The organism is Paenibacillus sp. EC2-1 (assembly GCF_049311625.1).
GTDB lineage: Bacteria > Bacillota > Bacilli > Paenibacillales > Paenibacillaceae > Paenibacillus_AQ.
Genome location: NZ_CP186006.1, coordinates 3813932 through 3839847, shown reverse-complemented (window position 1 = coordinate 3839847; position 25916 = coordinate 3813932). Strand labels below are relative to the sequence as shown.

At 44.6% G+C, this 25916-nt stretch carries 27 protein-coding genes and 1 tRNA gene; 19 read left to right on the top strand and 9 right to left on the bottom strand.

Annotation, left to right across the window (positions count from 1 at the left end):
• The first annotated feature begins 135 nt into the window (after nt 1-135).
• From ACK8P5_RS18075 to ACK8P5_RS18065, 3 genes are all read left to right on the top strand, one after another.
• Nucleotides 136-1434 carry a DNA polymerase IV gene (locus tag ACK8P5_RS18075; RefSeq protein WP_422661511.1) on the top strand — a complete coding sequence of 433 codons (1299 nt, stop codon included), beginning with the start codon at nt 136-138 and terminating at the stop codon, nt 1432-1434.
• Nucleotides 1435-1580: 146 nt separating this feature from the next.
• Nucleotides 1581-1817, top strand: a complete 237-nt coding sequence (locus ACK8P5_RS18070) for a ferredoxin (protein WP_422657647.1) — start codon at nt 1581-1583, stop codon at nt 1815-1817.
• 193 nt (nt 1818-2010) lie between these two features.
• Entirely contained in the window at nt 2011-3423 is a 1413-nt protein-coding gene (locus ACK8P5_RS18065) for a L,D-transpeptidase family protein (RefSeq protein WP_422657646.1), read from the top strand.
• On the opposite strand, the gene ACK8P5_RS18060 is transcribed toward ACK8P5_RS18065, so the two are convergent.
• Nucleotides 3420-3557: a hypothetical protein gene (locus tag ACK8P5_RS18060; RefSeq protein ID WP_422657645.1), complete on the bottom strand. Its 138-nt coding sequence runs from the start codon at nt 3555-3557 to the stop codon at nt 3420-3422. The two genes, ACK8P5_RS18065 and ACK8P5_RS18060, sit on opposite strands and share 4 nt — an antisense overlap.
• Before the next feature lie 183 nt (nt 3558-3740).
• Between ACK8P5_RS18060 and ACK8P5_RS18055 the strand changes: the two genes are divergently transcribed.
• The 3 genes from ACK8P5_RS18055 to ACK8P5_RS18045 are packed head-to-tail and all read left to right on the top strand — an operon-like array spanning nt 3741 to nt 6119.
• Nucleotides 3741-4835, top strand: a complete 1095-nt coding sequence (locus ACK8P5_RS18055; protein ID WP_422657644.1) for a quinone-dependent dihydroorotate dehydrogenase — start codon at nt 3741-3743, stop codon at nt 4833-4835.
• Between the two features lie 26 nt (nt 4836-4861).
• Nucleotides 4862-5683 (top strand): GTP pyrophosphokinase, encoded by an 822-nt coding sequence (locus ACK8P5_RS18050; protein WP_422657643.1) that lies wholly within the window; start codon nt 4862-4864, stop codon nt 5681-5683.
• Nucleotides 5673-6119: a DUF309 domain-containing protein gene (locus tag ACK8P5_RS18045; RefSeq protein WP_422657642.1), complete on the top strand. Its 447-nt coding sequence runs from the start codon at nt 5673-5675 to the stop codon at nt 6117-6119. Before ACK8P5_RS18050 ends, ACK8P5_RS18045 begins: the two co-directional genes overlap by 11 nt.
• Nucleotides 6120-6252: 133 nt before the next feature.
• On the opposite strand, the gene ACK8P5_RS18040 is transcribed toward ACK8P5_RS18045, so the two are convergent.
• The 3 genes from ACK8P5_RS18040 to ACK8P5_RS18030 all read right to left on the bottom strand — a co-directional run bounded on the left by ACK8P5_RS18040 (nt 6253) and on the right by ACK8P5_RS18030 (nt 8253).
• Nucleotides 6253-7122 carry a helix-turn-helix domain-containing protein gene (locus ACK8P5_RS18040; RefSeq protein ID WP_422657641.1) on the bottom strand — a complete coding sequence of 290 codons (870 nt, stop codon included), beginning with the start codon at nt 7120-7122 and terminating at the stop codon, nt 6253-6255.
• 145 nt (nt 7123-7267) lie between these two features.
• Entirely contained in the window at nt 7268-7732 is a 465-nt protein-coding gene (locus ACK8P5_RS18035) for a PCYCGC motif-containing (lipo)protein (RefSeq protein ID WP_422657640.1), read from the bottom strand.
• Complete coding sequence (locus tag ACK8P5_RS18030) at nt 7729-8253, bottom strand: thioredoxin family protein (protein ID WP_422657639.1); 525 nt, start codon at nt 8251-8253, stop codon at nt 7729-7731. Before ACK8P5_RS18030 ends, ACK8P5_RS18035 begins: the two co-directional genes overlap by 4 nt.
• A gap of 139 nt (nt 8254-8392) precedes the next feature.
• Here ACK8P5_RS18030 and ACK8P5_RS18025 point away from each other — a divergent pair, with 139 nt between their 5' ends.
• The 3 genes from ACK8P5_RS18025 to ACK8P5_RS18015 are packed head-to-tail and all read left to right on the top strand — an operon-like array spanning nt 8393 to nt 11545.
• Nucleotides 8393-9937 carry an RsmB/NOP family class I SAM-dependent RNA methyltransferase gene (locus tag ACK8P5_RS18025; protein WP_422657638.1) on the top strand — a complete coding sequence of 515 codons (1545 nt, stop codon included), beginning with the start codon at nt 8393-8395 and terminating at the stop codon, nt 9935-9937.
• The gene (locus tag ACK8P5_RS18020; protein WP_422657637.1) at nt 9934-10713 is read left to right on the top strand and encodes a pseudouridine synthase; all 780 of its coding nucleotides are present in this window, start codon (nt 9934-9936) and stop codon (nt 10711-10713) included. Before ACK8P5_RS18025 ends, ACK8P5_RS18020 begins: the two co-directional genes overlap by 4 nt.
• A 31-nt stretch (nt 10714-10744) precedes the next feature.
• Nucleotides 10745-11545, top strand: coding sequence for an HAD family hydrolase (locus tag ACK8P5_RS18015; RefSeq protein WP_422657636.1), 801 nt, complete (start codon nt 10745-10747; stop codon nt 11543-11545).
• 69 nt (nt 11546-11614) lie between these two features.
• Here ACK8P5_RS18015 and ACK8P5_RS18010 read toward each other — a convergent pair whose 3' ends face one another.
• Nucleotides 11615-12763 carry a GGDEF domain-containing protein gene (locus tag ACK8P5_RS18010; protein WP_422657635.1) on the bottom strand — a complete coding sequence of 383 codons (1149 nt, stop codon included), beginning with the start codon at nt 12761-12763 and terminating at the stop codon, nt 11615-11617.
• Nucleotides 12764-12869: 106 nt separating this feature from the next.
• Here ACK8P5_RS18010 and ACK8P5_RS18005 point away from each other — a divergent pair, with 106 nt between their 5' ends.
• From ACK8P5_RS18005 to ACK8P5_RS17995, 3 genes are read left to right on the top strand one after another with little or no spacing between them, the layout of a single operon-like run.
• A complete protein-coding gene (locus tag ACK8P5_RS18005; protein ID WP_422657634.1) occupies nt 12870-13994 on the top strand; it encodes a glycosyltransferase family 4 protein in 1125 nt (374 codons plus the stop codon).
• A 15-nt stretch (nt 13995-14009) separates the two neighbouring features.
• A complete protein-coding gene (locus ACK8P5_RS18000; protein WP_422657633.1) occupies nt 14010-15320 on the top strand; it encodes a metallophosphoesterase family protein in 1311 nt (436 codons plus the stop codon).
• The gene (locus ACK8P5_RS17995) at nt 15317-18517 is read left to right on the top strand and encodes an AAA family ATPase (protein ID WP_422657632.1); all 3201 of its coding nucleotides are present in this window, start codon (nt 15317-15319) and stop codon (nt 18515-18517) included. Before ACK8P5_RS18000 ends, ACK8P5_RS17995 begins: the two co-directional genes overlap by 4 nt.
• 124 nt (nt 18518-18641) lie before the next feature.
• On the opposite strand, the gene ACK8P5_RS17990 is transcribed toward ACK8P5_RS17995, so the two are convergent.
• Nucleotides 18642-19685 (bottom strand): hypothetical protein, encoded by a 1044-nt coding sequence (locus ACK8P5_RS17990; protein WP_422657631.1) that lies wholly within the window; start codon nt 19683-19685, stop codon nt 18642-18644.
• 174 nt (nt 19686-19859) lie between these two features.
• On the opposite strand from ACK8P5_RS17990, the gene ACK8P5_RS17985 reads away from it, so the two are divergent.
• The 4 genes from ACK8P5_RS17985 to ACK8P5_RS17970 all read left to right on the top strand — a co-directional run bounded on the left by ACK8P5_RS17985 (nt 19860) and on the right by ACK8P5_RS17970 (nt 21698).
• A complete protein-coding gene (locus tag ACK8P5_RS17985; protein ID WP_422657630.1) occupies nt 19860-20432 on the top strand; it encodes a xanthine phosphoribosyltransferase in 573 nt (190 codons plus the stop codon).
• Nucleotides 20433-20557: 125 nt separating this feature from the next.
• Entirely contained in the window at nt 20558-20887 is a 330-nt protein-coding gene (locus ACK8P5_RS17980; RefSeq protein ID WP_422657629.1) for a hypothetical protein, read from the top strand.
• 187 nt (nt 20888-21074) lie between these two features.
• A complete protein-coding gene (locus ACK8P5_RS17975) occupies nt 21075-21290 on the top strand; it encodes a hypothetical protein (protein WP_422657628.1) in 216 nt (71 codons plus the stop codon).
• Between the two features lie 78 nt (nt 21291-21368).
• Nucleotides 21369-21698, top strand: a complete 330-nt coding sequence (locus ACK8P5_RS17970; RefSeq protein WP_422661510.1) for a carboxymuconolactone decarboxylase family protein — start codon at nt 21369-21371, stop codon at nt 21696-21698.
• Between the two features lie 104 nt (nt 21699-21802).
• Here ACK8P5_RS17970 and ACK8P5_RS17965 read toward each other — a convergent pair whose 3' ends face one another.
• Nucleotides 21803-22228, bottom strand: coding sequence for a hypothetical protein (locus ACK8P5_RS17965; RefSeq protein ID WP_422657627.1), 426 nt, complete (start codon nt 22226-22228; stop codon nt 21803-21805).
• Between the two features lie 174 nt (nt 22229-22402).
• Between ACK8P5_RS17965 and ACK8P5_RS17960 the strand changes: the two genes are divergently transcribed.
• Both ACK8P5_RS17960 and ACK8P5_RS17955 read left to right on the top strand, forming a co-directional pair.
• A tRNA-Leu gene (locus ACK8P5_RS17960) sits at nt 22403-22486 on the top strand.
• A 163-nt stretch (nt 22487-22649) separates the two neighbouring features.
• Complete coding sequence (locus ACK8P5_RS17955) at nt 22650-23411, top strand: divergent polysaccharide deacetylase family protein (protein ID WP_422661509.1); 762 nt, start codon at nt 22650-22652, stop codon at nt 23409-23411.
• An 83-nt stretch (nt 23412-23494) separates the two neighbouring features.
• Here ACK8P5_RS17955 and ACK8P5_RS17950 read toward each other — a convergent pair whose 3' ends face one another.
• Nucleotides 23495-24298 (bottom strand): N-acetylmuramoyl-L-alanine amidase, encoded by an 804-nt coding sequence (locus ACK8P5_RS17950; protein ID WP_422657626.1) that lies wholly within the window; start codon nt 24296-24298, stop codon nt 23495-23497.
• Nucleotides 24299-24462: 164 nt separating this feature from the next.
• Between ACK8P5_RS17950 and ACK8P5_RS17945 the strand changes: the two genes are divergently transcribed.
• Complete coding sequence (locus ACK8P5_RS17945; protein WP_422657625.1) at nt 24463-24663, top strand: YqzE family protein; 201 nt, start codon at nt 24463-24465, stop codon at nt 24661-24663.
• A gap of 133 nt (nt 24664-24796) precedes the next feature.
• Here ACK8P5_RS17945 and ACK8P5_RS17940 read toward each other — a convergent pair whose 3' ends face one another.
• A complete protein-coding gene (locus ACK8P5_RS17940; RefSeq protein ID WP_422657624.1) occupies nt 24797-25807 on the bottom strand; it encodes a hypothetical protein in 1011 nt (336 codons plus the stop codon).
• Between the last annotated feature and the right edge of the window lie 109 nt (nt 25808-25916).

Here is a 25916-nt window from a genome sequence, read left to right as displayed (position 1 = left end):
GTCATTATAGCATTTTCTTGCGGCAAAGTGACAAAGAATTGAAACTTTTCTGCAAGCATCCAATCTTGACCCTTTGTTGTAGAGAACGGTATGCTGAATTAGACCAGAATTATGGATAAGAAGAAGGGATGTATCGTGGGAAACATCAACGATTACTACCCGACGAGCGGCCGGGTCATACTCCATGTGGATATGAACGCATTTTATTGCTCTGTTCATGAAGCGGAGGAGCCGGAACGCTACCGGGGACAGGCGACGGCTGTGGCGGGCAGTGTAGAACTTCGTAAAGGGGTTATTGTTACTTGTTCCTATACAGCTCGCGGCATGGGGATCAGAACGGGCATGAATGTGCGACAAGCACTCAAAATTTATCCGGATTTGATTCTTATTCAGCCCAATTTTCATTTGTATCGTAAATACTCCAATGCATTTATGAATATAGCATATGCATATACGCCGTTACTTGAAGCGACTTCAATTGATGAATGTTATTTAGATATTACAGGTTCGAAACAGTTCGGAACACCACTTCAAATCGCTGAAGAGATTCAGACCCGTATTCGGGAGGAACTGTCATTACCTTGTTCCATTGGAATTGCTCCTAATAAATTGCTCGCGAAGATGGGTTCTGATATGAAAAAGCCGAACGGCATTTCGATCATGCGTATCCGTGATGTGCCGAAAGTTCTGTGGGGACGTCCTTGTGGCGAATTGTTTGGTATAGGTTCCAAGACAGCAGAGAAGCTTAGAAAACTTAACATAACTAACATAGGTGAGCTGGCTGCTGCGGATGAAGGACTCCTTACCTCAACCTTCGGTGTGATGGGACATTGGATGAAGCAGGCTGCCCATGGTCTGGATTATGCGCCTGTGAATGCGGACCGGGAGCAAAGCAAGTCGATCGGTCATACCACAACGCTTCCAGCGGATATTACTTCTACAGAGGATGCGAAGCGTGTACTGCTCAATCTAAGTGATCAGGTAGCGAGGCGGCTAAGAAAACAGAAACTGATGGCGTCTGGTGTTCAGCTTACACTTCGTACGCCAGATATGAAGACCATTACGAGATCTCGCCAACTTGGAACACCTACGGAGAATACAGAAGATATATACCGGGAAGCCTGTTTATTGTACGATAAGCATTGGAATCAGGGGAAGCCTCTTCGATTGCTTGGCATTACACTGCAGCAGTTAAGTGCCCGCGAAGAATCAGTGGTTCAATTGGATCTGTTCAATTATGAGAAGCAGCCCAAAAAGGAATCACTGACGAAGGTGATGGATGAACTGCGTAATAAGTTTGGAGAGAGTGCCGTATTGACAGCGGGGATGCTTGGGGATGATCCTTCCGCTCTGATTCGAAATCATAAAGTCAGGGGTACATCATTGCAGATGGACTTTGTGAGAAATACAGAACGAAAACCGGAACAGGAATAATTGTTGCTTAGACTGTCTAATATTGTTGTGAAATTTATTTGTGTTCCCCAAAAATTTGTATTAATATGTAGTTGGTGCAATGCGATAAGTGCTGCATCGTTGACGATGTTGTAGAATGTTTTAGATATACAGGAGGCAGAGAAACTATGGCGAAGTATACATGGGTAGATAAAGATACCTGCATTGCTTGCGGCGCTTGCGGAGCAACGGCACCCGATATTTATGATTATGACGACGAAGGTATCGCTGAAGTGATTTACGAAGGTGACAATAACCGTGGTGTTACGGTAATTCCTGAGGACATGTACGAGGACATGGAAGATGCATGTGACGGCTGCCCAACGGACTCCATTCGTGTTGCAGATGAGCCTTTTAACGAATAGTCATCATATTCTGCGGTGACTTCCGCAGGTTCTATTATAGTGAAGTAATGAAACGTCTCTGCCTCCCTGGCAGGGACGTTTTTTTATATACTCCATCACATATGCAAGCGAATAAATGAGGGGGAATACACAAAGGCACAGGTTGTGCCGATAAACAAAATATAAGAATAAACAACACCAGACGGAGGTTCTGATGAACAATTCGCTGTACCTCAAACGCTATGTGGAGACTCATCCTGATAATAAAATGGCCTGGTATTTGCTTGGTAAGGATTATGCGGCTAATGGAGAGCAAGGGAAAGCTAATTATTGCTTCAACCGTGCCGAAGAAGTGTACGAGGCTTTTGAGTTAAGCAAGGTCCCGTCAGATATATGGAAGAACTATGAGTTAAGACTTCTTCATCTTGAAAGTGAAAAGGATAAGAAGCGCAAAAGAATCAGACGTGCACTCTTGACGGTTATGCTAATGATCTTGGCTCTGCTTCCTTCGGTGGATGCCCCGGGAAGCCCTGCAGATCTTGTTGTATATAATCAGGTCAAAGAGACAGAATGGGCTGGCGTCAACCAAAGGGAAGAAGGAGATAAGAGGAAAGGACCGTTATTTACTGCAACTGCCACTCGTGATAAGAAGTGGTCCAGCGCACTGCCACAACTGCTTACCAATCCAGATAAGCTGCCAGAGTGGACAATAGCACTTGGTATGAAGCGAGCGGGTCAGTGGGAAATATGGTTTGAAAAGATGCCAGTTTTGTATGGAATCCATCGAGCTGAGTCAGGGAGTATTGGAATTCAACCTTACAAAGGTGTAGGCACAGAATGCGACTGTAAACCTCTAGATGATGGAGCATTGAAGATTGAAGCTAAGACGTGGGCACAAAGACAGGTTCATATTGCTGTTCTATCTGAGGCGATTCAACAATTTCATGATCGTAACCGTAGACTGCCTAGGAGTCTTGAGGAATTAACAAAGCCATTCCCTAATAACTGGCTTTCTGGTCGATCACCGGAGATGAAGCGCTTGTTTCCCATATTAGTCAGCGCTAATGCAGGAGCGAGTGGTACAGATGGGGAAGGTTTACTTCACGGCCAGGAAAGTGGTCAAGTGAGTCAACGCTTACCAGATGGGTACGGTTCTTCGCCGGATGGGACAGCATTTTTCAAGCAGTCTTTGGAGGTTATCATTGACCGTAAGAATCACAGGCTTGGGGTAGTCAGTGGTTCGGTACTGATTCGAAATTATGAAGTCGGTCTGGGACGTGATGAGAAGACCCCTCTTGGGGATTTCCGAATTAGTGATAAGGTTATAAATCCGAACGGATCTGCTACGGGTACATATGGTTCAAGAGGAATGCAGTTATCAGATTCAAACTATGCAATTCACGGCACCCAGGATATAAATAGTATAGGTGGCAATGAATCGGAAGGCTGTATTCGCATGCATAGGAAGGATGTTGAAGAGTTATTTGATCTCGTACCCATGGGGACAAAAGTGAGGATTGAAGAAGGGGTACTGCCAGGCGGCTTGGTCATACCGAAAGAGCGTTTTGCGCTCAAACATTCCGCTGAACAGAGTAACCCCCGCAAGGTATATCACTGGCTGGATTAAGGCTGGGATATTATAATCAAAACGATGATCAGAATGATCAGCAGAGAGATGCCTGCGCCGATCCACAGTAAAGCTTTTTTGTTTACCTCTTCTTTTTTCTGCTGCAGTGTCGGTGGTTTACGCTTAGCTGACATATCCATTCCCCTCTTCCCGTTTTATCGTACTTGCTCTCTTACATTGTAAAGGGTTTGTCCCAGAAATGCTACAATAAGGGATAGGGGATAGAGGCCCGAATACATGAAGAAAACTTTCTTTTTACGCCAGAAACGGATAAACTGAAAGATAGAGAAATTATAAGCCACGAGAGGAAGAATGATGTGCTGTACCGTAATTTAGGCAAACCTTTATTTTTCAAAATGGATCCGGAAAAGGCTCACCATCTTGTCATTGGAGGACTTGGACGCTCGGTGATGCTTCCTGGAGCTGAAGCCGCTATGAGAGGGATGTACGGGGTCACTGAAACACCTGATCTAGCTGTTGACTTGTTCGGTTTGCATTTTCCTACGCCGGTAGGACTTGCTGCTGGATTAGATAAAAATGGGCAAGCTGTTAGAGGGTTCTCCTCCATTGGCTTTGGTTTTATGGAAGTAGGTACCGTGACGCCGAAAGGACAGCCTGGTAATGAGCAGCCTCGTTTGTTCAGATTACCTCCGGATGAAGCACTTATCAATCGAATGGGCTTTAATAACGAAGGTGCAGAGGCAATGTCTCGCAGGTTAGCGGGTCTCAAGGAGCGTCGTATTCCAGTAGCCGTGAATATTGGGAAGAACAAGGTTACACCGAATGAAGATGCACATCGTGACTATGAAGCATGTATCCGGGAGCTGTTCCCATATGGAGATTTCTTTGTTGTAAATATCAGCTCCCCGAATACACCGGACTTGAGAAGCCTTCAACACGGCAGTGAATTGTCCTCATTACTGGAAGCTGTCATGAACGAGATGTCACGCCAAGCCCAGATTCATGGGAAGCAAAAATCAGTACTCGTCAAAATTGCTCCTGATGTGAGTAATGAAGAGCTTGAATTTATGGTGGATACGATTTCCCGCAGTGGGGTGTCCGGTATTATTGCAACGAACACAACATTGTCTCGTGATGGTTTAAGCCATGGAAATGCGAAAGAAACGGGCGGTCTTAGTGGCAAGCCGCTGCGTGAGAGATCAACTGAGATCGTCTCAAGAATATATCAGCAGACACATGGTGCCTTGCCGATTATCGGTTCAGGCGGGATTTTTACTGCCCAGGATGCGTACGATAAGATTCGCGCAGGTGCAAGTTTAGTTGAAATATATACAGCACTCATCTATGAGGGGCCCGAGGTGAATCGTAGGCTGCATGCTGGCCTGAGAGAGTTGCTTAAACGTGATGGATATGCACACATATCTGAAGCTGTTGGAGCAAATCACCGCTAAAGGGTTAAAGACAGGAGGCACGATTGATGGACGGTAGAGACTGGGGGACATTTTTACTTCCGTATGAACAGGCCGTTGAAGAATTGAAAGTGAAATTCAAGACGATGCGCTCTGAGTTGAAGAAACGAGAAGAGTATGCACCAATCGAATTCGTGACCGGACGGGTCAAACGGATATCTAGCATTCTGGATAAGGCAAAGCGTCTTAATGTTCCGATGGATCAGTTGGAAACAGGAATAGAGGATATTGCGGGCATCCGCATCATGTGTCAATTTGTAGAGGATATTCGGCGAGTCGCTGAATACATTCGTCGCAGAAAAGATTTGAAAGTGGTTTATGAGAAAGATTATATTACCAACTATAAAGATAGCGGATACCGCAGTTTTCATATGATTGTTGAATATCCGGTTCAGACAGCGTTAGGTCAGAAAATCGTGCTCGCCGAAATTCAGGTGCGTACACTTGCGATGAATTTCTGGGCGACAATCGAACATTCTTTAAGTTATAAATATCGTGAAAGCCTTCCGGAAGAGATTCGAGGTCGTTTGAAAAAAGCGGCGGAGGCTGCTAATACACTAGATAATGAAATGTCGAGTATCCGCGAGGATATCTTGGTGGCTCAGAAGCAATTTGAGGATAACTCCAATATTACTTCTCAATTCCTTAAGGCAGTTCACCAATTGTACTTCTTCCACCTGGTTAATGAAGCGATTGACTATCAGGAACGATTTAATAAGATTTGGCAAGAGGGACAGGACCATGATATGGAAGCAGTGAAGGAACTGCTCTTGGAGGTCAAGGAACTACTAGCTGAAGCCAAAAAGAAAGACATCGATCATGAAATATGATCCGTTGTACGCTGCTTACCTGGTATATTTCAATCGTGATCGGGATTACTTCGAATGCCACGAGGTCCTTGAGGAGCTCTGGTTGGCTGAGAATAAGGACCCGAGATATAAAGGGTTGTTGCAGGTAGCTGTGGGACTATATCATTTTCGAAATGGTAATGTACGCGGCGGAAACAAAATGATGAATAGTGCCTATGTAAGGTTAAGACCGTATTCTGCGGAAGAGTTAGGTATTCATATGGAAAAACTCGTTCATGAGGTTCGAATTTATGCTGATCGGTTAACAAATTATGATACGCAGCCCTTTGCATATTATGATCTTACCATTGAAATTTTGGACCCAGCACTGAAGAAGATGGTTGCTAATGCTTCGGAGGATATTAAGCCTAACTTGTTCCAGCGCCGAGGGCGGAAGCGTGCGGTGAAGCATTCGTAAGTAACCAAGTGATTACGTAGTGAAATATAAATGCACCCCTTAGAATAATGTATGGAATACCACGAGTTTCTGGTAAGCCCATCGCATTCTAAGGGGTGCATTTTTGATTGGTATGTCAGAAGGAGCTTAGGGTTTAGCTCTTATGCATCAGGCGCCAAGCTTTCGGAGTCATTCCAATGTATTTTTTGAATACGGTTGCAAAGTGCTGACTCGTCTTAAATCCTAGATCCAATGCAATATCCGTAATAGAAGTCGACGATTCTAGAAGGATTCGACAGGCACAGTCCATACGAACTCGCTCCATATAGGAAGCGGGTGATATTCCGTTCGTTTCTCGAAAAACACGATAGAAATGAGATTCACTCAGTCCAAATGTAGTGGCTAATTGTTCGGTTGATAGTCTAAGAGTGGGGTTTGCCTCTATTCGACTGGCCAGGCTAATCGTGAAATCATGGATATCTGGAGAGTGGTTTGACGTTAAAGAGGACCTCACCAGTTGAAGAAGAATATCAAGAATGTAATGACGGACTTGATATTCTAAAAGTGTTGTTTCTGTCGATTCAATGATTCTCCTCAAATGACGAAAGGAAGCCGCGATCGCTCGATCTACTGATATAATCCTCGGTTGCTGTTGTAGAATTTGATTGAATTGCTCTCGTTCCTCACCTTTGAGTGAGAACCAGTCTGAGCAGCGGATCGGATCCTTAATTATGATCCACCATATTGTACAAGGCTCGATATAGTTGAAACTTGCTCTGTGTCTTTCGCCAGGCCAGGTACGGAATAATTGCTGCGCACGTGTGTGATAGCTCTCGCCATTGACCTCCCAGTTAACAGCCCCCTGCTCAATATAAACCATTTCATAATCTTGCTCATGTATATGATCACTCAGCGGCGTTGCCTTGGTGAAACGATCATAACCCAGCATAACGAATTCCGATAGTTGTACAAGCTTAGAATGGTTTCCATGCTGATAGACCCACCGCTCATTATTTATGCTCATTTCCATCAATCCTTAAATCATTTTCTATTCCTAATGTTTCTGATCCTATTAAATATGTCAGGCAAATTAAAAAGAAGCGAAGCTTCCAAGAGTTATGGAGCTTCGCTTCTTCTTGCTTATCTTCGTTCCATGAAATCAGCAGAAACTAAACTTGCGGCGCCGTTCCTTTATATTTATTATCAATAAAGTCACGAATCTCATCCACAGATTTACCTTCATCATTTAAACGCTTTGCATCCTGAAGCTCAGATAGACAGGTACCGCACTGCGCACCATGGTCTGTCCATTTCACCCCGTCATCATTCTTCTCAGCGATGAAGCAGCGGTGAAGGGAGTCATGCAGTTTCTGATCGTCATCCATACAACCACAGTAGCATTTTAGCTCTTTAAGAATGTCTTCAAGTTCTCCGACAGCCTTATACGAGGCTTGCGTATTATCTGTATAAACGGATAGAAGTTCAGGCATAACAGTGACTGAGGAAGTTGTCTCATATCTTTCGGAGTCAAGCCCATGATCATGGGAGGACATTGCTGATTGTTTCCCGCCACAACCGGAAAGTAGAAGCATCCCAATCATTCCTGTAATCAGAAGGGAGGAAGACCGCTTCATGGCTTCACACTTCCTTTATATTTATCAAAAAATTCAGTAAACGCTTCTGCTGTATTTCCGCCTTGCGTTGCTTCAGCAGTGATTCCACCAACAAGACGTTCTTTCTCGACACCATTCTCAAAGAATACAAGTGTAGGTGTATATTCAATGTTGTATTGTCTGAATCCATCTTGGAATTCGCGCAAATTGTACTGGTGCAAGAATGCTCCGCTTTCTTGGGCGAGAGGCATCAGCTTCGGTGTAGTTGCCTGACAGCTTGGACAGTCTGATGCGAAGAAGTAGACAAAGAAGCTTTCTTTATTCTCGATTTTTTGGCTAAGACTATCTGGCAGGATGATTTGTTGATAGTTAGGATCGTCAAGTATCAACTTCGTAGCAGGGTTCATGTCAGCTACCTTTTTGCCTCCGTACAGTTCGCTCTTCTCACCTTGAGTATTTAGAAATGCAAGTAATCCAATGAGAACAACTAAAGCGCCGCCAAAAACATAAAGCCCCGTGTATTTCTTCTTCTTGCCGTTCATTTACTCACCCCCATCGATTCAATTAGTATTATTAGGGCATGTCCCTTTTAATGTATTTTATTATACAATATTAAATGTCATTGCGGAATATCATGGAATCCGCTATTCACACACTTAAAAAGGATAGGTAGGTAGATACATGGCTTTTCGACTTCCAGCGCCCTTTGAGGCGAAGATGAAATCACTTCTTGGCGAACAATTTGATTCATTTATACAATCTTATGAGCAAACACCCTATGCAGGAATCCGTATTAATACTTTGAAGATTACGAAGGAACAATTTAAGGAGATTTCTCCTTTGGCTCTCGAACCCATACCTTGGACTGAAACAGGATATTATGTAGAAGAAGGAGTACGACCAGGACGTCATCCTTATTATCATGCAGGTCTCTATTATATTCAGGAGCCTAGTGCAATGGCGCCGGTTGAATTGTTATCCGTGGTGCCGGGTGACCGGGTGCTTGATCTGTGCGCTGCTCCAGGAGGGAAATCAACTCAAATCGCAGCAAAGCTTGCTGGTTCAGGGCTGTTAATCACGAATGATCTGCATCCAGACCGGACGAAAGCACTTGCTAAGAACGTGGAGATGTACGGGGTTAGAAACGCTATCGTTCTAAATGAGAAACCAGAGCGAATTGCAGAGGCTTTTCCCGAGTTTTTCACAAAAATTCTTATTGATGCTCCTTGTTCAGGTGAAGGTATGTTCCGCAAAGACGAAGATATGCTCAAATACTGGGAAGAGTCGTCACCACTTAAATATGCAGACATGCAACAAGAGATATTGGCCTCGGCTGCGAAAATGCTAAGTCCTGGTGGAAGACTTGTCTATTCCACATGTACATTCTCTCCAGAAGAGAATGAAGGGATGATCGCTGCTTTTCTGAAGGACCATTCGGAGTTTTCAGTAGTCCCTATTGGTGACTCCGAGTGGTTCTCGGCAGGTGAAGCGCAGTGGCTGGAGAAGCAGGCAGAATTAACTGGAGAAGGTGCTAATTCATTTATTCAAGAGACGGTAGGAACCGGCAGACTGTGGCCGCATCGTGTTAAAGGGGAAGGGCATTTCATGGCGATTCTTCAGCGGGACGGTGACCTGACGGATTATATGAATATAAATGAAGTTGAAATAGAACAACGGTCAGAGGCAAGAGGCCACTCTCCTCGAAAAGATAAACGAAATGCTGGCCATAAACATGGACGTAGTCAGAACGAGCAAGGTCGTAAAGGGCAGGAAGTGGATTCGCTTGAGCCTTTTTATGAATTTGTGCGTGAACAGTTACATCTGGACATCTCTGCAGGGCATCCTGTGATGTATGGAAATAATATATACCTCTCTCCATTGCCGGAGAGCCGGTTGAAAGGTCTAAAGACAGTACGAGCTGGATGGTATATGGGACAGATCAAGAATGGTCGGTTCGTGCCCGGACATCCGCTTGCAACCGCACTTCATCCTAATGAAGCTTGTAGATCGGTAAATCTGTCTTCAGCAGATGGCGAAGCTGTCCGGTATCTCAAAGGGGAAACGTTAGAGATTTCTGCCGAAAGGATTAATAGGAAGTCAGTCGCCGAGCCTAAAGGGTATGTGTTAGTATGTATAGATGGGTATGCGGCTGGTTGGGGTAAATGGCAGCATCCCGGAATACTGAAAAATGAGTATCCTGCAGGCTGGAGGTGGACATCAATATGAGTTCTAAGGGTAGAACAACCCAAAGATTGGACAAAGTACTATCCAATATGGGTTACGGCTCTCGTGCTGAGTTGAAAAAGATGGTGAAGCAGGGCGGAATCGTCGTGAATGGTACCCTTGCTAAAGATCCAGGGATGCATGTGGACCCCTATTTAGATGCCATTGAAGTTGAAGGAGAGAAGGTCCTATATAGGGAGTTTATATATTTAATGCTACACAAACCACCGGGAGTTATCTCAGCAACAGAAGATATGAGAGACCGGACTGTTCTGGATCTGCTTGATAAGTCTTATCTGATCTACGAGCCGTTTCCGGTTGGAAGGCTGGATAAAGATACGGAAGGACTACTGCTTCTCACGAATGATGGCAAGCTCGCACACGAGCTTTTGTCTCCAAGAAAGCATGTGCCAAAGACATATGAGGCGGATGTTGCGGGCCTTGTGACGGAAGAGGATATCATTCAGTTTTCTCAAGGAGTCACGTTAGATGATGGCTATGTAACACTTCCCGCAGAACTGATGGTGTTATCAACGGGGGAGCAGGAAGAGGGACCGTTATCTAAAATATCGCTCACGATTCATGAGGGCAAGTTTCATCAGGTGAAGCGAATGTTTGAGGCGGTTGGTAAGAAGGTTGTTTATCTAAAAAGGGTTCGTATGGGGGAGCTCATGCTGGATGAGTCACTTCCAATCGGATCTTATCGGGAGCTCACCGCAGATGAGCTAGCGATGCTTGGGAAATTACAGAATGTAGACCCGTTAAATCAAACTAAATAGAGAATTATACACATAAAGGATGGGTGGAGACATGACTTATAAACTGGTAGCACTCGACGTGGATGGAACATTGTTAAATGATGATCACAAGATGACAGAGCGGACGATGAATACGGTGATGGAAGCTTCGAAACAAGGAGTTGAGATCGTTCTTTGTACCGGACGCGGACCTCAGAACACCATTCCTTTTATGGAGAAAATGGGTTTAGGCGGTTATGTTATCAGTCATAATGGAGCCGCTACGGTAGAAGTGGAGACGCGGAAGATTATTCATCAATTCGAGATGGACAAGAAGTCTTTGGATCCATTTATGGATTACTGCCGGAGTAAGGGAGTTCACTTTGACGTGAACACAGCATTTGAAATGTACGTCGATAACGTGGACACATTGGCAGGTCCTGTTCGTCATATGTATGAGAATTTTCTGATGCTTCCATCTAATCTGCCTACTTGGGAGGAACTAACTGAACCGGTTGTGAAGTTTACTGCGTTTGGCGAAGTGGCGGATCTGGATGCATTATTCCAAGAATGGAGCAAATGGACACCTGTATTCAATATGCTTCGCAGCGGTGAGTATTTTGTGGATTTGATGCATGAGCAAGCTTCCAAGGGTAACGCACTGAAACAGCTGGCAGCAAAACGCGGAGTCAAGCCGGAAGAGGTTCTTGCGATCGGCAATTATTATAACGACATTACGATGTTGACGTTCGCTGGTATGGGAATAGCTATGGATAATTCCCCTGTTGAAGTGAAAGCGGCGGCAGATGCGATAACTGCTTCGAATAATGAAGATGGTGTGCATGAAGCGTTAGTGAAGTACTGCTTGTCTTAATCTGAATTGAAAAAGTCTCCTCCTCTCGTTCGACGGGAAGTGGAGACTTTTTTGTGCGCGGTTTAAATGTTAGTTAGCTGCTTCATGTGAAGTGGACGATCGAGAGGAGATGCTGCGGTATGCAGTTACTCGGTTCTTTCCACTGGTCTTGGAAATATACATTGCTTGGTCCGCCTGTTTCATTAGCGCATCACCATCTACGCCTTTTCGCAGAGAACTATAGCCGACACTGATGGTTACTATGGTCTCCTCCGAAACACGGGAACGAATTCTCTCGGCGACTTGAGAGACCCGTGTTCCTCGGTTCACAACCAACGCGACTAACTCTTCGCCTCCATACCGTCCTGTAAGTCCGATTCCATCAAGCTCTTCCTCCAATATGTTGGAGACTTGCTTCAAGACTTCATCCGCACGGGCGTGTCCTTCCGTATCATTGAGCTTCTTAAAGTTGTCGATGTCACAGAAGATGGCGGATACCTTTAGTTGCTGTGCGACGTAATGATGAAGATTTTTCATGAAAAATCGGCGGTTGTACAACCCAGTTAATCCATCGGTAATCGAAGAACGATAGATTGACTGCATTAATTCAATGATGCGTTGAATTAAAATGAAGAATATGATGCTGTAAAAGACAATGGGCAGGATTGCACCAGCAAAGGATAACCATTCTTGTCCATGCTCACTTATGGTGTAGCGCTGAATACTATGAATGAACGCAGAAAGTGCATATATGCTTAATCCAATGGCATATTTAAATCCCTGACCAATTCGAGGTGTTATCTTGGTGAAGCCTATGTATATCGTAATCCATTCAAATAGGTCTAGATAAAGGTTCGTCCATCGAGGGGTGAAAAAATCTGGAAGTAAAATAGGTATCGTTAATAGTGAAGCAGTTATAGCAGGAAGCCAGTATCTCACTTGACGGATACGTCGATACAGGAGAAGCACTGACATGTTGAGCAGAACAAAGGAATAGAGCTGAAGAGGACGTGTAGCAGCCTCCAAAATAGCTTGACCTGAGAATGCCTGATGGATGTTCAGACTTTCATATGTCATAATAAAGAAGAACGCGGCAGCCATGTAAATATATGCTTTTTTCCGTTGTTTATTATAAATTAACAGACACATGATTAGCATGAGTACAGCTAAGTAGGCACCACATATCGCTGTAATGCTAAAGATAGGAAAAGAAGAGAACATGGCTTGTTCGCTCGGCAATAGTATCAGACTCCTATAGGATTTATTTTCCTTTACTGAAACATATGTTCTAATATATCATAATCTAAAAGTGTCTGAAAAGAGATAGACAGAAAGGGAGATCTTCATGAAACTACTGCAGGCGTTATTTTTCCCTCCTGAACAGCCGGGAGGCGTCTCTTCGATGATTCCTTACTTGCAGGACCGCTTTCACTCATCACGCTGGGATATGGATATGTTCTGGCTTCCAAAAAGGATCCGCAACAAAGGACAAGAGGAACCCGTTTTTCATACCTTTGATTGGAAGGAATACGAGCAGAGCCCTGTTGTTCGTAAATATATACAAACTTATGTTGACTACATATGGTGGATTCGGCTTCGAATTCAGAAGCCCTATGATCTGATCCACGCACATCATCCGATTGCAGGTTTGGCAATGAAAACGGTATTTCCAGACACACCGCTTATCCAGACGATTCATTCGAGTTATGAGCGGGAACTTATTTTGAATGGAAGGATCGAAGAGAACGGCTTGGAACATCGTTTTCTCGTCTCATTGTACCGGGAGCTGGAACACGTGAGTGAGCAGCTTCTTGCTGTATCTCGATCCTTTAAGGATTATTTGTCTGACTATGTTGATTCCCCTGAATCCATCAAGGTTCTAAGAAACGGATTTGACGAGAAGAGATTTAAGCCTGTTCCGCATGAGAATGAAGTTCCTCAGCTGATCACGGTATGCCGGCTTGTTCCCGCAAAAGGTCTGGATATTCTTCTCAAAGCTTGTGCAGAGTTGAAGAATAAAGGCTATGATTATGTACTTCATATTATCGGTGATGGCCCTTCCAGACAAGAGCTTGAAGATATGGCTAAGGATCTTGGTATTTATCAAGAAACGATATTTTATGGATACACCCTTCATCCGGAAGAATTTATGCCTTTCTTTGATATCTTCGTGCTTCCATCGCGCGCTGAGGCCTTTGGCTCCGTCTTTGCAGAAGCAGCACTTAGTTGCCTCGCACTTGTAGGCAGTGATGTTGGAGGGATCTCAGAGCAGATAGAGGATGGTATAAATGGGCTGTTAGTGCCTTCCGAAGATTATATGGCTCTTAGTGAGGCGCTGGAGAAAGTAATCGCTGATCCAATGTATCGCTACGAGCTTGCGCGTACAGCTTGGGATAAGGCGAAGAATGAATATTCACTCGCCAAATCTGTTAATGAGCTTAAGAAATTATATTTGAAATATCAATCATGAGAAAGAGGACATACCATGCTTCCCTTCCGTTTCATTCACGCAGCGGATCTGCATCTAGACAGCCCGTTCGCGGGCATGTCTGGATTAACGGATCGAGTTCGTAAACATTTGCAGCAATCGACCTTTATTGCTTTAGACCGCTTGGTACAGCTGGCGATCGCGGAGAAGGTCGATTTCGTCGTTATAAGCGGAGATATCTATGACAGTGCTAATACCTCATTACGAGCGCAGCTTCGTTTTACAGAGGCACTTAAAGTTCTAGATAAAGAACATATCTCTGTATTTATTATTCATGGAAATCACGATCCACTCGATAGTCCGAGGCTTGCAGTGACCATGCCACCTTGTGTACATGTCTTTGGGCCAGAGTCTGAGTCAGTTAGTGGATTTCGTCGTTGTGACGGACAGGAGGTTGCTGTCATTACGGGGATGTCTTATCCGACATCGAAGGTGAAGGAGAACATCTCCCTTCAATACAGCAGAAGAAATCATGACTCGGATTTGTTTCATATTGGACTGCTTCATGCGAATGTTGATGGCAATCAGGATCATGAAACGTATGCACCATGCACGAAGAAGGATTTAATCCGTTCTGCTTATCATTATTGGGCGCTTGGACATGTACATTCCCGCAGGATTCTACAAGAATCCCCACATATTGTTTATCCGGGAAATATTCAAGGAAGACACATTCGTGAAACCGGTCCGAAGGGCTGTTATGTGGTGGATGTGGAGGAGACCGGCAATGTAAACATGCAATTTCACGAACTGGATTCGGTTCGTTGGAGTGTGATAGAGGTTCCTATCAACCCTTTTCAAGACACTGAGGAATTACGGTTGTATATAGAGGAACGACTTACTAGTATAGCAAGTTCTTATGATTCAGGTCTTAGTATGGTGCGAATACGTCTAACGGGCAGAGGGAAAATTCATCGTAAGTTAGAAGATGGTTTTATTTTAGATGACATGATTACTGAACTGCGCCGGAGGGAAGACAATCGAGCAGGTGTAGCTGGCTTTGCAGGTGTTGTCTGGGTTGAGCGTTTCAGTCTCGAATCGGGAGCGGAAATTCAGATGGAGCGGCTGTTGCAGGAAGATAGTTTTATGGGGGAAATGCTGCGGTTAGCCGCGGTTCAGCTTGATGGAGATACAGGAAGAGATAGTGTCATACATCATGCGCTAAAGCCTTTGATGGAACAAGCCGAGATTAGACATTTACTCTCAGAAGTTGCACCAGAAGAGCAGAAGCAATGGCTGCGAAGGGCCATGGAACTTACGGCAATGCTACTGCTTGATGATCAGCAAGCCGGGGGTGCTTCGGTATGAAGATACAGAAGCTGAATATCCGTGGTTTCGGTGCTGTTCATGAGCGGGAATTGGAGTTGAACGGCAGATTCACTATTTTGTATGGACCTAATGAGGCAGGTAAGAGCAGTGTTCTTTATTTCATCCGTGCTATGCTGTATGGTTTCCCGGGTCGAGCTCATTCTGCACAGCGCGGGGAACCGTTAGGTGGAGGGGTTCACGGCGGTGAACTATCACTGCTTGATGAGAACGGGAGGAACTGGGTGATCCGGCGGTACAGCGGCTCCTCTGATGGTGCTTCAGGTGGTAGTAAAATGGAGCGCCTGCATGTAACGGTCCGAAACAGTGAGGAATTGGTCCAGGAGGTAGGAGCTCAAGAACTTGAACGTGATTTGCTCCGTGGTGTGTCTGAGCATATGTTTCGTCAGCTGTTTGCCATTTCGCTGAGTGAGTTACAAGAAATCCGTACACTTCAATCCGAAGAGATGAACCGGTATTTATTCCATGCGGGTATCGGTGGTGGGGAAGGGATTGTGCAGGCGGAACGGAAGCTGAATCAGGAAATGGAAAAGCTGTTTAAACCAAGGGGCAGGGTGCAGGAAAGCGCTAAAATCATTCAAGATATTGAGCATCTACGTATTTTACTGGCAGAGAGCGGTTCCTATCTGATGCAGTACAATGAGGTTATTACTGAATTGGACGAGATTGATACTGCTTTAACTGCAATCGAGGCAAGGCGTCACAGTAATGTACAGGATCTAATATTGTTTCGTAAAGCGATGGAGATCCGGCCGGTCTGGCTTGCGTGGAAAGAAGATTCACTTGAATGGTCTTCACTTCCTGACTGTTCCCGTTTCCCTTTAGATGGGCTGAGCCGATGGGAAATGATGCGTGAAGAATACAAAGGATTGGAGCTACGCTCAGCACGGATTCAAAAAGAAGTTGCAGATACTACGATACATTTAGATCAGTTACCTGAAAAGCCGCTTCTGGAGAAGCTTGGACCATCTATTGAAGATATATGGTCTAGGAGACCACTCTACATCGCAGGGCAGGCTGAAATAGAAAAGCTGAAATCTGAATTTGAAATTTTGGAAGATCGTCTCTACCGTATCTTGCAGGATATTGATGACTCTTGGACTCCGAGCCATTTGGCTTCGTTAAAAGTATCTGCTGCTCAGCGGGAAGAAATCCGCAGAATGGGCGCTTCGTTCGCAGGTTATGATCGCAGGATGGAGACATTATCTCTTGAACATAGAGGGGCAACGCGAACATTGGCTGCTGCTGAATCTTCTTTGCGGGAGGTGCAGCGGAGTTTCCAAGAAGAAACAGAAAACGGAAAGTCTCATTTCTTCATGATCAAGCCGTCTGGACCTCGCGAGATTCTGACGATTTGGAGCAAGCTACAGCTTGAAGCTGAGCGGTGGCGGGAGGCTCGCTTAACAAGGTCCAGTGCAGACGCTTCAAACTTCCGTGAACTGCAGCTACCTAAAGGAATGTCGCCGCAATACCGTACATTGTTAATAGGAATGTCGATCCTTACGATTCTGTTGCCGTCAGTATTGTTATGGACAGGAGCTCCGGAGGCAGGTATCGCGTCAGCTGTGCTGCTCCTTGCGAGTGATATTTATATATGGTGGACTGGTCAAAGATCAAGGGATGGAGTAGGTTTATCGGATGTTTCGGGGGGAGTAGGCGAGAATGGTTCTGCTGGAGAGCAGGAGGTTTCAAGCCTGATTACTGAACTTATTGACGATCCGTATGCGGCTGCAACGGGCGAGATGACACTTCGGCGGGGACTAACAAGAAGTGATAATTATCTTGTAGATCCAGTCCAGATGGAAGCGCGTCTGCGAGAGATACGGAAAATGATGGATGAATGGCAGTCCTGGCAGCAACGCCTTCAACGCCTGACGGCTGAAGTAAATGCAGCTGAAGAGCGCGTATCGCAGCAGCGCTTCGAACTGCAGCATATTCAGCGGGTAATCCAGCAGGAAGAACAGCGGTTCTTGGAGCTAGAACAACAATGGGAGAGTTGGTTGCTGGAGAGATCATTACCGAATCAGTTGTCTCCGGAAGCGGTAATGGATATCCTAGGATGGGCTGAACAAGGCAATGAGTTAATTAGGCAATTGAAGAAATTAGCTACGAAATTAGAGGGCCTTTCTAAAGAGAAGGCTCATTATGAGGAAGAGTGTCTTCTTATTGGGCGTGAGATGGGGGTAACCGAATCAACAGAGGTACCTCATTTGGAAGCCATCTATAAGGAATGGGAGAGTTACAAGACCACCATTCATGAAAGAAAGCTTTTATCTGCTCGTATAGCAGAGTTATGGAACGAGGAGCAAGAAGTTAGTAGTGATAGAAATAGACTACAGGAACAGATGAATGATCTGTTGACAGCGAGTGGAGCCGAGCAAGAGGAAGAGTTCCTTCGGCTTGGTGCAGCAGCCATTCGTTCGGAGCAATTGGAACGGAATATTCGGCATGGTGAAGTTGTAATGTTCAGTGGTTGGAATTCGGATGAACGGGAGCAACTGGAATTTATTCTAGGACAATCGGATGCACTGGAGTTAGAAAGATTGTGTAATGAAAAGGAAAAACTGACTGAAGCAGACGAGATATTGAGAGATGAGTTGCAAGAACGTCGGGGCCGATTATTACAGGAGAAAGAGAATCTTGAAGAAAAGGGCGTTCAAGAGGATGCGCTTCAGCAGCTGGAGGAAAAACAAGCAGCGCTGAAAGACATTGTTGTACAATATGCCATTCGTTCGATCGGGAATGAACTCATCAGCAGGACTAGAAAATTCTATGAAGAAGAGAAACAGCCTCATGTATTAAGACTTGCCTCTGGATATCTATCTCAACTGACTGGTGGCGCTTATATTCGCGTACTAATGCGAATGGGTGATCAGATGCTGCTAGCTGAGCAGAAAGATGGAGCGGTTATCGAAAGCTCCCGTCTTAGTCGTGGGACGGCAGAACAATTATATCTTGCGATGCGTCTTGCACTTGCTGAGCTAATGCCGCATAAAGAATCTATACCGATGGTATTTGATGATATTTTTGTTAACTTTGACAGTGAGAGGTTGAGCTATGCGCTTCAGCTATTATCGGAAGTATCATCTTCGAGACAGATTATAATGATGACTTGTCATGAACATGTAGTGGAACGTATCAGAGAGCTATATCCGGCAGTGCAACTGATTCGGATGTAGATATACTAGGATGGTTTAACACGGTAAGAACAGCAGTTCATCTAAGAGGTAATCCTTGGATGGACTGCTGTTTTCTTTTTGTATAGAACATTATTGATCTTCACTTTAGCATGACAGCAGTTGTTTATTTACGCGTAGGAACGAAACCAAAGATGGTTAGTCGAAGTACCCAAAAGAAGCAAAGACATCCAAACAGCGGATAGAGTACGCTAAGCAGCGAGCTAAATCCAAACTGACTGAAGAAATAGCAAATCAGCATGATTCCAATAGTAATGGTCTGTCGTGACAGAGAAGTTCTTTGCTGTAGTTGGAGTGTGATTCCATAAATATCGGCAACGAAGGTACTGAAGATTTCAAGGAAGATGAGAATGATATATATGGTTTGTACGAACCAACCGAGCTGATTGGCGATATTACCCATGGGTATCTCAAATTGAGTAATTCCCGGCATTTGTGCTGACAAGGCAAAATGTGCTGACATAAGCATAAAGCCAACTCCGGCTCCACCAATCACTCCTCCCCATTTGACAGCTCTAGCGCTACCGGTCTGACTGCCAAGAGGCACGAGAACCGGCATGGCCATCACTAAGTTAAAGGCAGTATAAAGCAGGGGAGCAAGCCAAACGGTAGGGAGGCTATGTTCTGTTGTCAGGGTGAGGAACTTGGTTGCACCTGGTGCCTTCATGGTCTGAGAAATGATCAATATTGATAGGATGAGCATCATCGGAACGACAAGGCTATTCATATATAGTATGGATTGAATGCCTTTTCGAAGAATGAAAAAGGTTCCGATCATCGTTAAGATCAAACCTGTTTGGTAGTGAAGATTTAGATTCTCCATAAATACCGAACCAGCACCTGCCAGCATAATGGAGTTTACCCCGATCAGAATAACTAGCATGACGAGACTGATCCAGCCTCCCATACGTTCCCCGAATAAATGTTTGTTTAGATCTTCATAGGACTTTGCACCGATCTTTCTGGATAAGGTCATAATTTTGGTTCCAAGCCAAATAAAAAGGATTGTAGAGATCAGTATAGTTGCGGTTGCCAAGTGTCCATATTGGGTAAAAAATTGTAAAATCTCACGGCCCGTAGCGAACCCTGCACCCACGATCGTCCCGATATATGTAAAAGCAATCTGGAAGACGCGCACTCGATTTTTCACAGAGAAGCCTCCTTATTCGAAGTGATTACACTTATACTGCATTAGTACAAGGTATGCCTTCTCGTCCTAGGACATGACTCTATCTTGTCCGGATCTTCTGTGATTATAGACTTGCCGGACCAGTGCTAATATGGTACTTTTACGACAAAGGATTGTCGTGGGAGGTCATATATAATGGATTGGTTAAAGAAGCAGATTATAGAAGAAGCCGTGGTCGTATCGGAGCAGGTTGTTAAACTCGACGCACTGCTGACGCATCAGGTGGATCCTGCATTAATGATGGAGATGGGCAAGGAATTTGCTGCTCGTTTCAAGGACAAGGGTATCACTAGAGTCGTCACATTAGAGTCTTCCGGTATTTCCGTTGCTTTTGCCGTGGCGCTAGAGCTAGGGGTGCCTATGGTGTTTGCACGGCGCAAAAAAACACTGCTGGCCGATCCAGATGCTTTGTGTGAACGGGTTCCTTCATTCACGAAAGGCATCGTCACCGATATCATGATGTCCCGCCAATTTATCGGAGAGACCGATAAGGTGTTGTTTATTGATGATATTATTGCAAATGGTGATGCAGCTCGTGGATTGATCAAAATTATTGAGCGTGCAGGTGCAGAACTAGTAGGGCTTGGTGTTGTCATCGAAAAGAGCTTTCAAGCAGGTGCAAGAACGCTTCGCGAACAGGGAATTGAAGTGGAATCGCTTGTTCAGATCACTTCTCTAGAAGACGGAAAGATCACATTTGGGGACTAGCTGGTAGGAATGTATTCTTAATTCTCTTTTTTTATGTAACCAAGCCTAAAATCTTAACAACTTCTTTTCGGACCCGTTTTTTTGTCTTATAATGAAAGGGTAGGAAAGAGAGAGGAGGCAACACAATGGGGAAAGAACCGGTAACCGAGCCGTTTTTGATTGAAAAATTAAATGGTGCGAAGGTACATTTTGAACGTGCTTTGGATTGTAAGCATACGGAGTTTGATGATCTTTATCCCTATATGATTGAACATCCTCAGTTCTTCTGGTATAAGCGCTATGTTGCTTGGTCTGAACTACTAACGATCGCTGGATTGTGTGAGGAGCTCTCTTATGATTGGAGAGAACAATTCACAACGCAGCAGGTGGAATATGTTGAAAAACGAGTCATGTCGTCAACTGTACTTGATTTCTGGTTTGAGAAGAATGATAGCATCGAGCCTGCACAGCGCTAGTCGTTAAACAAAAGAGTAACATTTTGTCAGAGTGTTCATGTTAAACCATATCACACTCAAGAGACCTAAATGATTCTATTTAGGTCTCTTTTTGAAATTGGGGAACAATCGTTTTAGCGAAATTGTCGTTTCGTATATTAACACCTCGCCTGACAATAACGACATTGTACGAAAGGAGCATGTAATCATGATAAGTGATGAACGGTTGAATGAACTGCGTTTATCGGGGGATCGCGTCCGTGTGGTTCGGGATGATCTGGAAAGCAATGACGTGACAGGTATCGTTGTTGCTTGGGATCCGGAGCATGTCATTATCCGTAGACGTAACCGTCGTGTTGTGAAGCTTGATCGTAGATACAGCTACCAGCTGTATGAAGAACCACGGACAAGCCCATTGGCATAAGAAGACAGAGGCATAGATCTAGATCAGGCAGGACACCTTAATCGGGAAACCAGACTAATGAGTGAGGTGTCCTGCACGATGGATTTATCAAGTGATAAAATTAGTTCGTACAAAAATGAGATATTGCATCTCAAAGAAGCAATGCCCCAAATGGCAGAAGCGTATCATCAGTTTACAGGTGTCTGCTTTCAAGGTGGAGAACTCGATGAAATGACGAAGCAGCTTATCGCGCTCGGTATTGGTTTATTCGCCAATAATGAATTGTGCACATATTATCATATGGAAGAAGCGCGATCGAAAGGTGCTACTGATGCTCAGATTATGGAAGCTGTAGCTGTTGCTTCAGCCGCCAGTGCTGGGCATGCATTAGCCCAAGGAATAATGCGTGTTCAGCCTAACTTACAATAGATGCAGAACAAGCCAAACATATCAACCGTCTCTGGTTACCGGCTGTAAGCTGGTGAGGAGACGGTTGTTTGGTTATTCTTCGTATATAAGAGTGTTAAGGTAAATCACTGACTTAAGCTAAGATGCAAATGCTCTGGAGTTGAGGGCGAGGTAGCTTCCGTATTTATGGGTGTCAGCCCAAGATAAGCACGCATGCGGCACATCATTTCCTCGCGGAAGGAAGGCCATAATAGTTCCATACTTCCCACATATCCACGACAGGCATAACGAGCCTCAATTCCATTTACTCCTCGCTGAATGTTGTATACTTTGATCGTGCGCTTCATAAACTCTTGTTTCACTTCACGGAGTAAAATAGCTGCTCTCTTGGCACCATTACCTACAATCTCTACGTATAGCTGTGGAGTCTTAAACACACCGCTTTCCTGAATGATTCGGCAGTCTCGTTCAAAGACTTTATGAATGAATATGAGGAGCAAATAGCTTTTGATTAGGGCGCGTTCTTCTGAAGTGATTCCCGTCATTGCCATACATGCTCACCGCCTTTATTTAGAAGTTAAATATATTATACGAACTTACGTTCTTATTTTAACCTAATTTCGATTCTTTAATCAAGAGCTAAAAAAATGTTGACTCCATTTATTTAGCGTGATATGATATATCTTGTCGCTGCAATGAGTACTTGATGCAGTGATCAACAATACGCGGTCGTGGCGGAATTGGCAGACGCGCACGGTTCAGGTCCGTGTGGGCTAACCCCCGTGGAGGTTCGAGTCCTCTCGACCGCATTATGAAGAAGACGTTTCCCTTTGGGAGACGTCTTCTTTTCGTATGCTTAACTACATATTTGTTGCCGCTTTCTCAAACACTATAGAACAGGATCTATCGTGAAGGGAGAATTCCATGCGAAATGTGAAGAAATACTTAACCGTGGTATGTACTGCAATATTGATGCTGTCGTTGACTAGTGTATTTCCTCAAGAAGTGGAGGCTAATGAGGTGGATAAGCCTAAGTTGGCCATTATTATTGATGATTTTGGTAATGGGCAAAAGGGAACGGATCAGATGCTGAGTCTGCCGATCAAAATCACAGTTGCAGTCATGCCATTCTTACCGACGAGTAAAAGTGACGCTGAACAAGCTCATAAGATGGGGCATGATGTGATTATCCATATGCCAATGGAACCAAAACAAGGCAAAGCAGACTGGCTCGGGCCTGGTGCCATTACAAATGAAATGACGGATGAAGAAGTTCGTAAACGCATGGAAGAGGCTATAGCTCAGGTTCCTCATGCGGTAGGTGTAAATAATCATATGGGTTCCAAAATCACGGGCGATGAGCGGATTATGTCCATTGTACTTGATGTGTGCAAGGAGCACGGCCTGTTCTTTATAGATAGCAAAACAAATTATCATTCTGTTGCTGGCCGGGTGGCTGCTGAGAAAGGGCTGCCGAATATCGGGAATGACATTTTTTTGGATGATGTGCACACCGTCCAGCATGTTACGAAACAGCTGAACAGTGCAGCGAAGCACGCACAGACACATAAGTCTTGCATTACTATAGGGCATGTTGGGGTATTTGGTGAACGGACAGCGACTGGCATTTTGGGATCGATCCCTGAGCTTCAAAAGAAGGTGCAGTTCGTAGGGATTCAAGAATTGGTACAGGAGAGATCTGGCTGGACTCCGAATCCTCTACCATTGTTTTAGATTTAGACAGGAAAAGGGCGGCTTACTCGATTGGAGTGAACACGCCCTTTTTGTATTATGATCCATGAATAAAAACGACCCTGTTAAAGGGCCGTTAAGTATTCGGCGATCCCGCTGGCTATGGCATTTGCAATTTTTTTCTGTCCGTCCTTACTTGTGAGCATCCCACGGTCCTCCGCATTACTGATAAATCCGGTCTCCACAATAACGGCCGGAACTTCAATACGATTCAACAAGTAAAAAGGTTTGCCAACCGAAGTTTGATGGCTGTTCTTATGCATCAGATTCAGCTGACGTTGTATCGATTCTGCGAGCATGGCGCTCCTTCCCTCTGCTTGATGAAGGACAACACCACCATGCTTGGATTTGTTCTTACCCCAATTGACGTGAATACTGACGACAAGCTTCGTAGGGATCTCGCTGCTGAGTTGTTTCCGCTGAATTAAATCCTTGCGATGGCGAGATCGACTGGTGTGCCAGCGGTTATCATCACTTAAGGCATAGTCAGCATCTCGGTTCAATACGGCATGATATCCTTCGCTTCGGAGTAGCTTAAAAAGTTCGCGTGAAATGGCGAGATTAATATCTTTTTCGAGTAAATCGCCATATGAGGTTCCCCCATCTATGCCTCCATGTCCGACATCAATTAGAACGACATCATGAGGGAAGGGGTGGTGCTGCGTGGTTTCAGGGTTAACCAGTTCATGATAAAGGCTATCTTCGGACCTGACAGCAGGATCATGACGCGGTCGATCGTGATGTTTCGTATGAATGACGGTACTAGGTGTGGAGGCCGCCGCTTGTTGCTCTGCGTAAATCGAGGCCTTAGGCACCAAGAGAGCGAAGGAGTAGATCAGAAGTACTGCCATAGAGATTCTTTTGATCATTGATGCGGCCCTCTTTCGTTAATAAGTGAATTGTCGATTGCACAGCTTATTTCCTCAACCTTTATGATGTGCAATAAACTTGAAATCATGCTGGTGTCTAATTATTGGCGAATCGGTGCATCCTGATAAGGTAGACGCTAACCAAGATCTAAGGAGGAGTAATAATGGCGAGTAGCAATGATCTTATAAAATATATTACAGAGCGTGTAGTAACTTATATGGACACGCCCAAGGAAGAGCGAAAGCAAGTACAACGGCCAAAGGAGCCATGGTCTGTTCGCTGGTTCGGTATGATTCCGTTCTCAGTTTCACTCTGGAAGGAAGAAGTCGTGACCAAAAAAGGGAATAAAAAACGGAGGAGTTAAGCTGGAGAATCTATGGTGAAAATGGATGATCAACTAAAAGTGAAAACATGAAGGACGTACACCTGAGAATAGGAGTACGTCCTTTAGTGTGCGATAAAGTTAGATAAGGGCGGATGGTTATGAAGAGTATGCGTTATTTCATTTCACTTACTTCTTCTTGGAATTTGCCAGTACTGATCAAGTTCACAACAGGAACAAACCGAATGAGGTCTGTATTTCGCTGTGGAACGGTGACGTAGATCGCTTGGTGTCTAAGATTGCCTGTAGACCAGCTTTGCCACCCGGTCAGATTGAATGGGGCACCGAAGGCAGCATTGTGATCTTTAACCGTAAAAACAAGTGACTTGCGATTCCCAGGTGAGAGAAGGTCAATGATATCATCCCCATTCTTGATGGAAAGTGCAGGGGTGGTTAACCATTTTAAATTCTGATAAGGATCAGACTCGCCGTCTGTACGTATGACAGAGGAAGGTAGCCAGGCTTCGGATGAACTTTTTAGAAGATCAGTACCATTCTTCGGTGTAAGTGATGTTGGTACCTTATCTATATAAGGGTCATCCATTATATCAAATGTCACAGCGTGAACATAGGTCGGTGCCTTACCTTTAAGAGTAACCTTGAAGTAAGGTGAGATCGGACTGTACAACGCTTCAACTTTACTTCCCTTCGGGAGGGAAGGAGGAGTAGAGGATAGCTTTTTCGGATTTACTTTAAGTAATCCTACCCTGACCAATGTTTCTTCTAATGGAGCAAGGCTGTAGGGAAGTTCCGATCCGATACCATATTCACTTAATACATATCCCCCCATGTCATCTGAGGTAATAATTAAATAACCAAGCGGCTTGCTGTTGTCTTCTATCGTCACAAGCCAGCTGTGGGTACCTGGTCCAAGTGGGGTGTAGTCCAGATTTGCTTCTTGCCAGCTTTTGAAAGGCAAATGTTCTGCTAGATCTTCGATCGTCTGTTCTGCAAATACTTCAAGCTTATTCGGAGCGTTGGTGTATGTCCGTTGCTTCACGGATGTAGTTGGTGAATTGGCAGCGTGAGATATAGAAGAGGCGGGTACGAATGCTGTTGTGAGCAAAATGACGGACATCGTAATGCGAATGACATGAATAAAGATTGGATAGGAAAGTTCCTTCAACGTTCAACCGCCTTTCCGAGAATCAACCGAATGGAATCACATAAGTTAGATTTATCTTATAGGACAAGCTTTAAAAAGAGTGTTACAAGCTGTCACGGTCAAGACCTGT

What these genes read in the sequence shown, in the direction of transcription:
- ACK8P5_RS17970 (WP_422661510.1), top strand. Translation starts at nt 21,369, where the DNA reads ATGGATTTATCAAGTGATAAAATTAGTTCGTACAAAAATGAGATATTG.
- ACK8P5_RS17965 (WP_422657627.1), bottom strand. Translation starts at nt 22,228, where the DNA reads ATGGCAATGACGGGAATCACTTCAGAAGAACGCGCCCTAATCAAAAGC.
- ACK8P5_RS18015 (WP_422657636.1), top strand. Translation starts at nt 10,745, where the DNA reads ATGACTTATAAACTGGTAGCACTCGACGTGGATGGAACATTGTTAAAT.
- ACK8P5_RS18060 (WP_422657645.1), bottom strand. Translation starts at nt 3,557, where the DNA reads ATGTCAGCTAAGCGTAAACCACCGACACTGCAGCAGAAAAAAGAAGAG.
- ACK8P5_RS18040 (WP_422657641.1), bottom strand. Translation starts at nt 7,122, where the DNA reads ATGAGCATAAATAATGAGCGGTGGGTCTATCAGCATGGAAACCATTCT.
- ACK8P5_RS18065 (WP_422657646.1), top strand. Translation starts at nt 2,011, where the DNA reads ATGAACAATTCGCTGTACCTCAAACGCTATGTGGAGACTCATCCTGAT.
- ACK8P5_RS17950 (WP_422657626.1), bottom strand. Translation starts at nt 24,298, where the DNA reads ATGATCAAAAGAATCTCTATGGCAGTACTTCTGATCTACTCCTTCGCT.
- ACK8P5_RS18025 (WP_422657638.1), top strand. Translation starts at nt 8,393, where the DNA reads ATGGCTTTTCGACTTCCAGCGCCCTTTGAGGCGAAGATGAAATCACTT.
- ACK8P5_RS18035 (WP_422657640.1), bottom strand. Translation starts at nt 7,732, where the DNA reads ATGAAGCGGTCTTCCTCCCTTCTGATTACAGGAATGATTGGGATGCTT.
- ACK8P5_RS18070 (WP_422657647.1), top strand. Translation starts at nt 1,581, where the DNA reads ATGGCGAAGTATACATGGGTAGATAAAGATACCTGCATTGCTTGCGGC.
- ACK8P5_RS18020 (WP_422657637.1), top strand. Translation starts at nt 9,934, where the DNA reads ATGAGTTCTAAGGGTAGAACAACCCAAAGATTGGACAAAGTACTATCC.
- ACK8P5_RS18000 (WP_422657633.1), top strand. Translation starts at nt 14,010, where the DNA reads ATGCTTCCCTTCCGTTTCATTCACGCAGCGGATCTGCATCTAGACAGC.
- ACK8P5_RS17980 (WP_422657629.1), top strand. Translation starts at nt 20,558, where the DNA reads ATGGGGAAAGAACCGGTAACCGAGCCGTTTTTGATTGAAAAATTAAAT.
- ACK8P5_RS17945 (WP_422657625.1), top strand. Translation starts at nt 24,463, where the DNA reads ATGGCGAGTAGCAATGATCTTATAAAATATATTACAGAGCGTGTAGTA.
- ACK8P5_RS17975 (WP_422657628.1), top strand. Translation starts at nt 21,075, where the DNA reads ATGATAAGTGATGAACGGTTGAATGAACTGCGTTTATCGGGGGATCGC.
- ACK8P5_RS17995 (WP_422657632.1), top strand. Translation starts at nt 15,317, where the DNA reads ATGAAGATACAGAAGCTGAATATCCGTGGTTTCGGTGCTGTTCATGAG.
- ACK8P5_RS17955 (WP_422661509.1), top strand. Translation starts at nt 22,650, where the DNA reads ATGCTGTCGTTGACTAGTGTATTTCCTCAAGAAGTGGAGGCTAATGAG.
- ACK8P5_RS17985 (WP_422657630.1), top strand. Translation starts at nt 19,860, where the DNA reads ATGGATTGGTTAAAGAAGCAGATTATAGAAGAAGCCGTGGTCGTATCG.
- ACK8P5_RS18030 (WP_422657639.1), bottom strand. Translation starts at nt 8,253, where the DNA reads ATGAACGGCAAGAAGAAGAAATACACGGGGCTTTATGTTTTTGGCGGC.
- ACK8P5_RS18005 (WP_422657634.1), top strand. Translation starts at nt 12,870, where the DNA reads ATGAAACTACTGCAGGCGTTATTTTTCCCTCCTGAACAGCCGGGAGGC.
- ACK8P5_RS18050 (WP_422657643.1), top strand. Translation starts at nt 4,862, where the DNA reads ATGGACGGTAGAGACTGGGGGACATTTTTACTTCCGTATGAACAGGCC.
- ACK8P5_RS18045 (WP_422657642.1), top strand. Translation starts at nt 5,673, where the DNA reads ATGAAATATGATCCGTTGTACGCTGCTTACCTGGTATATTTCAATCGT.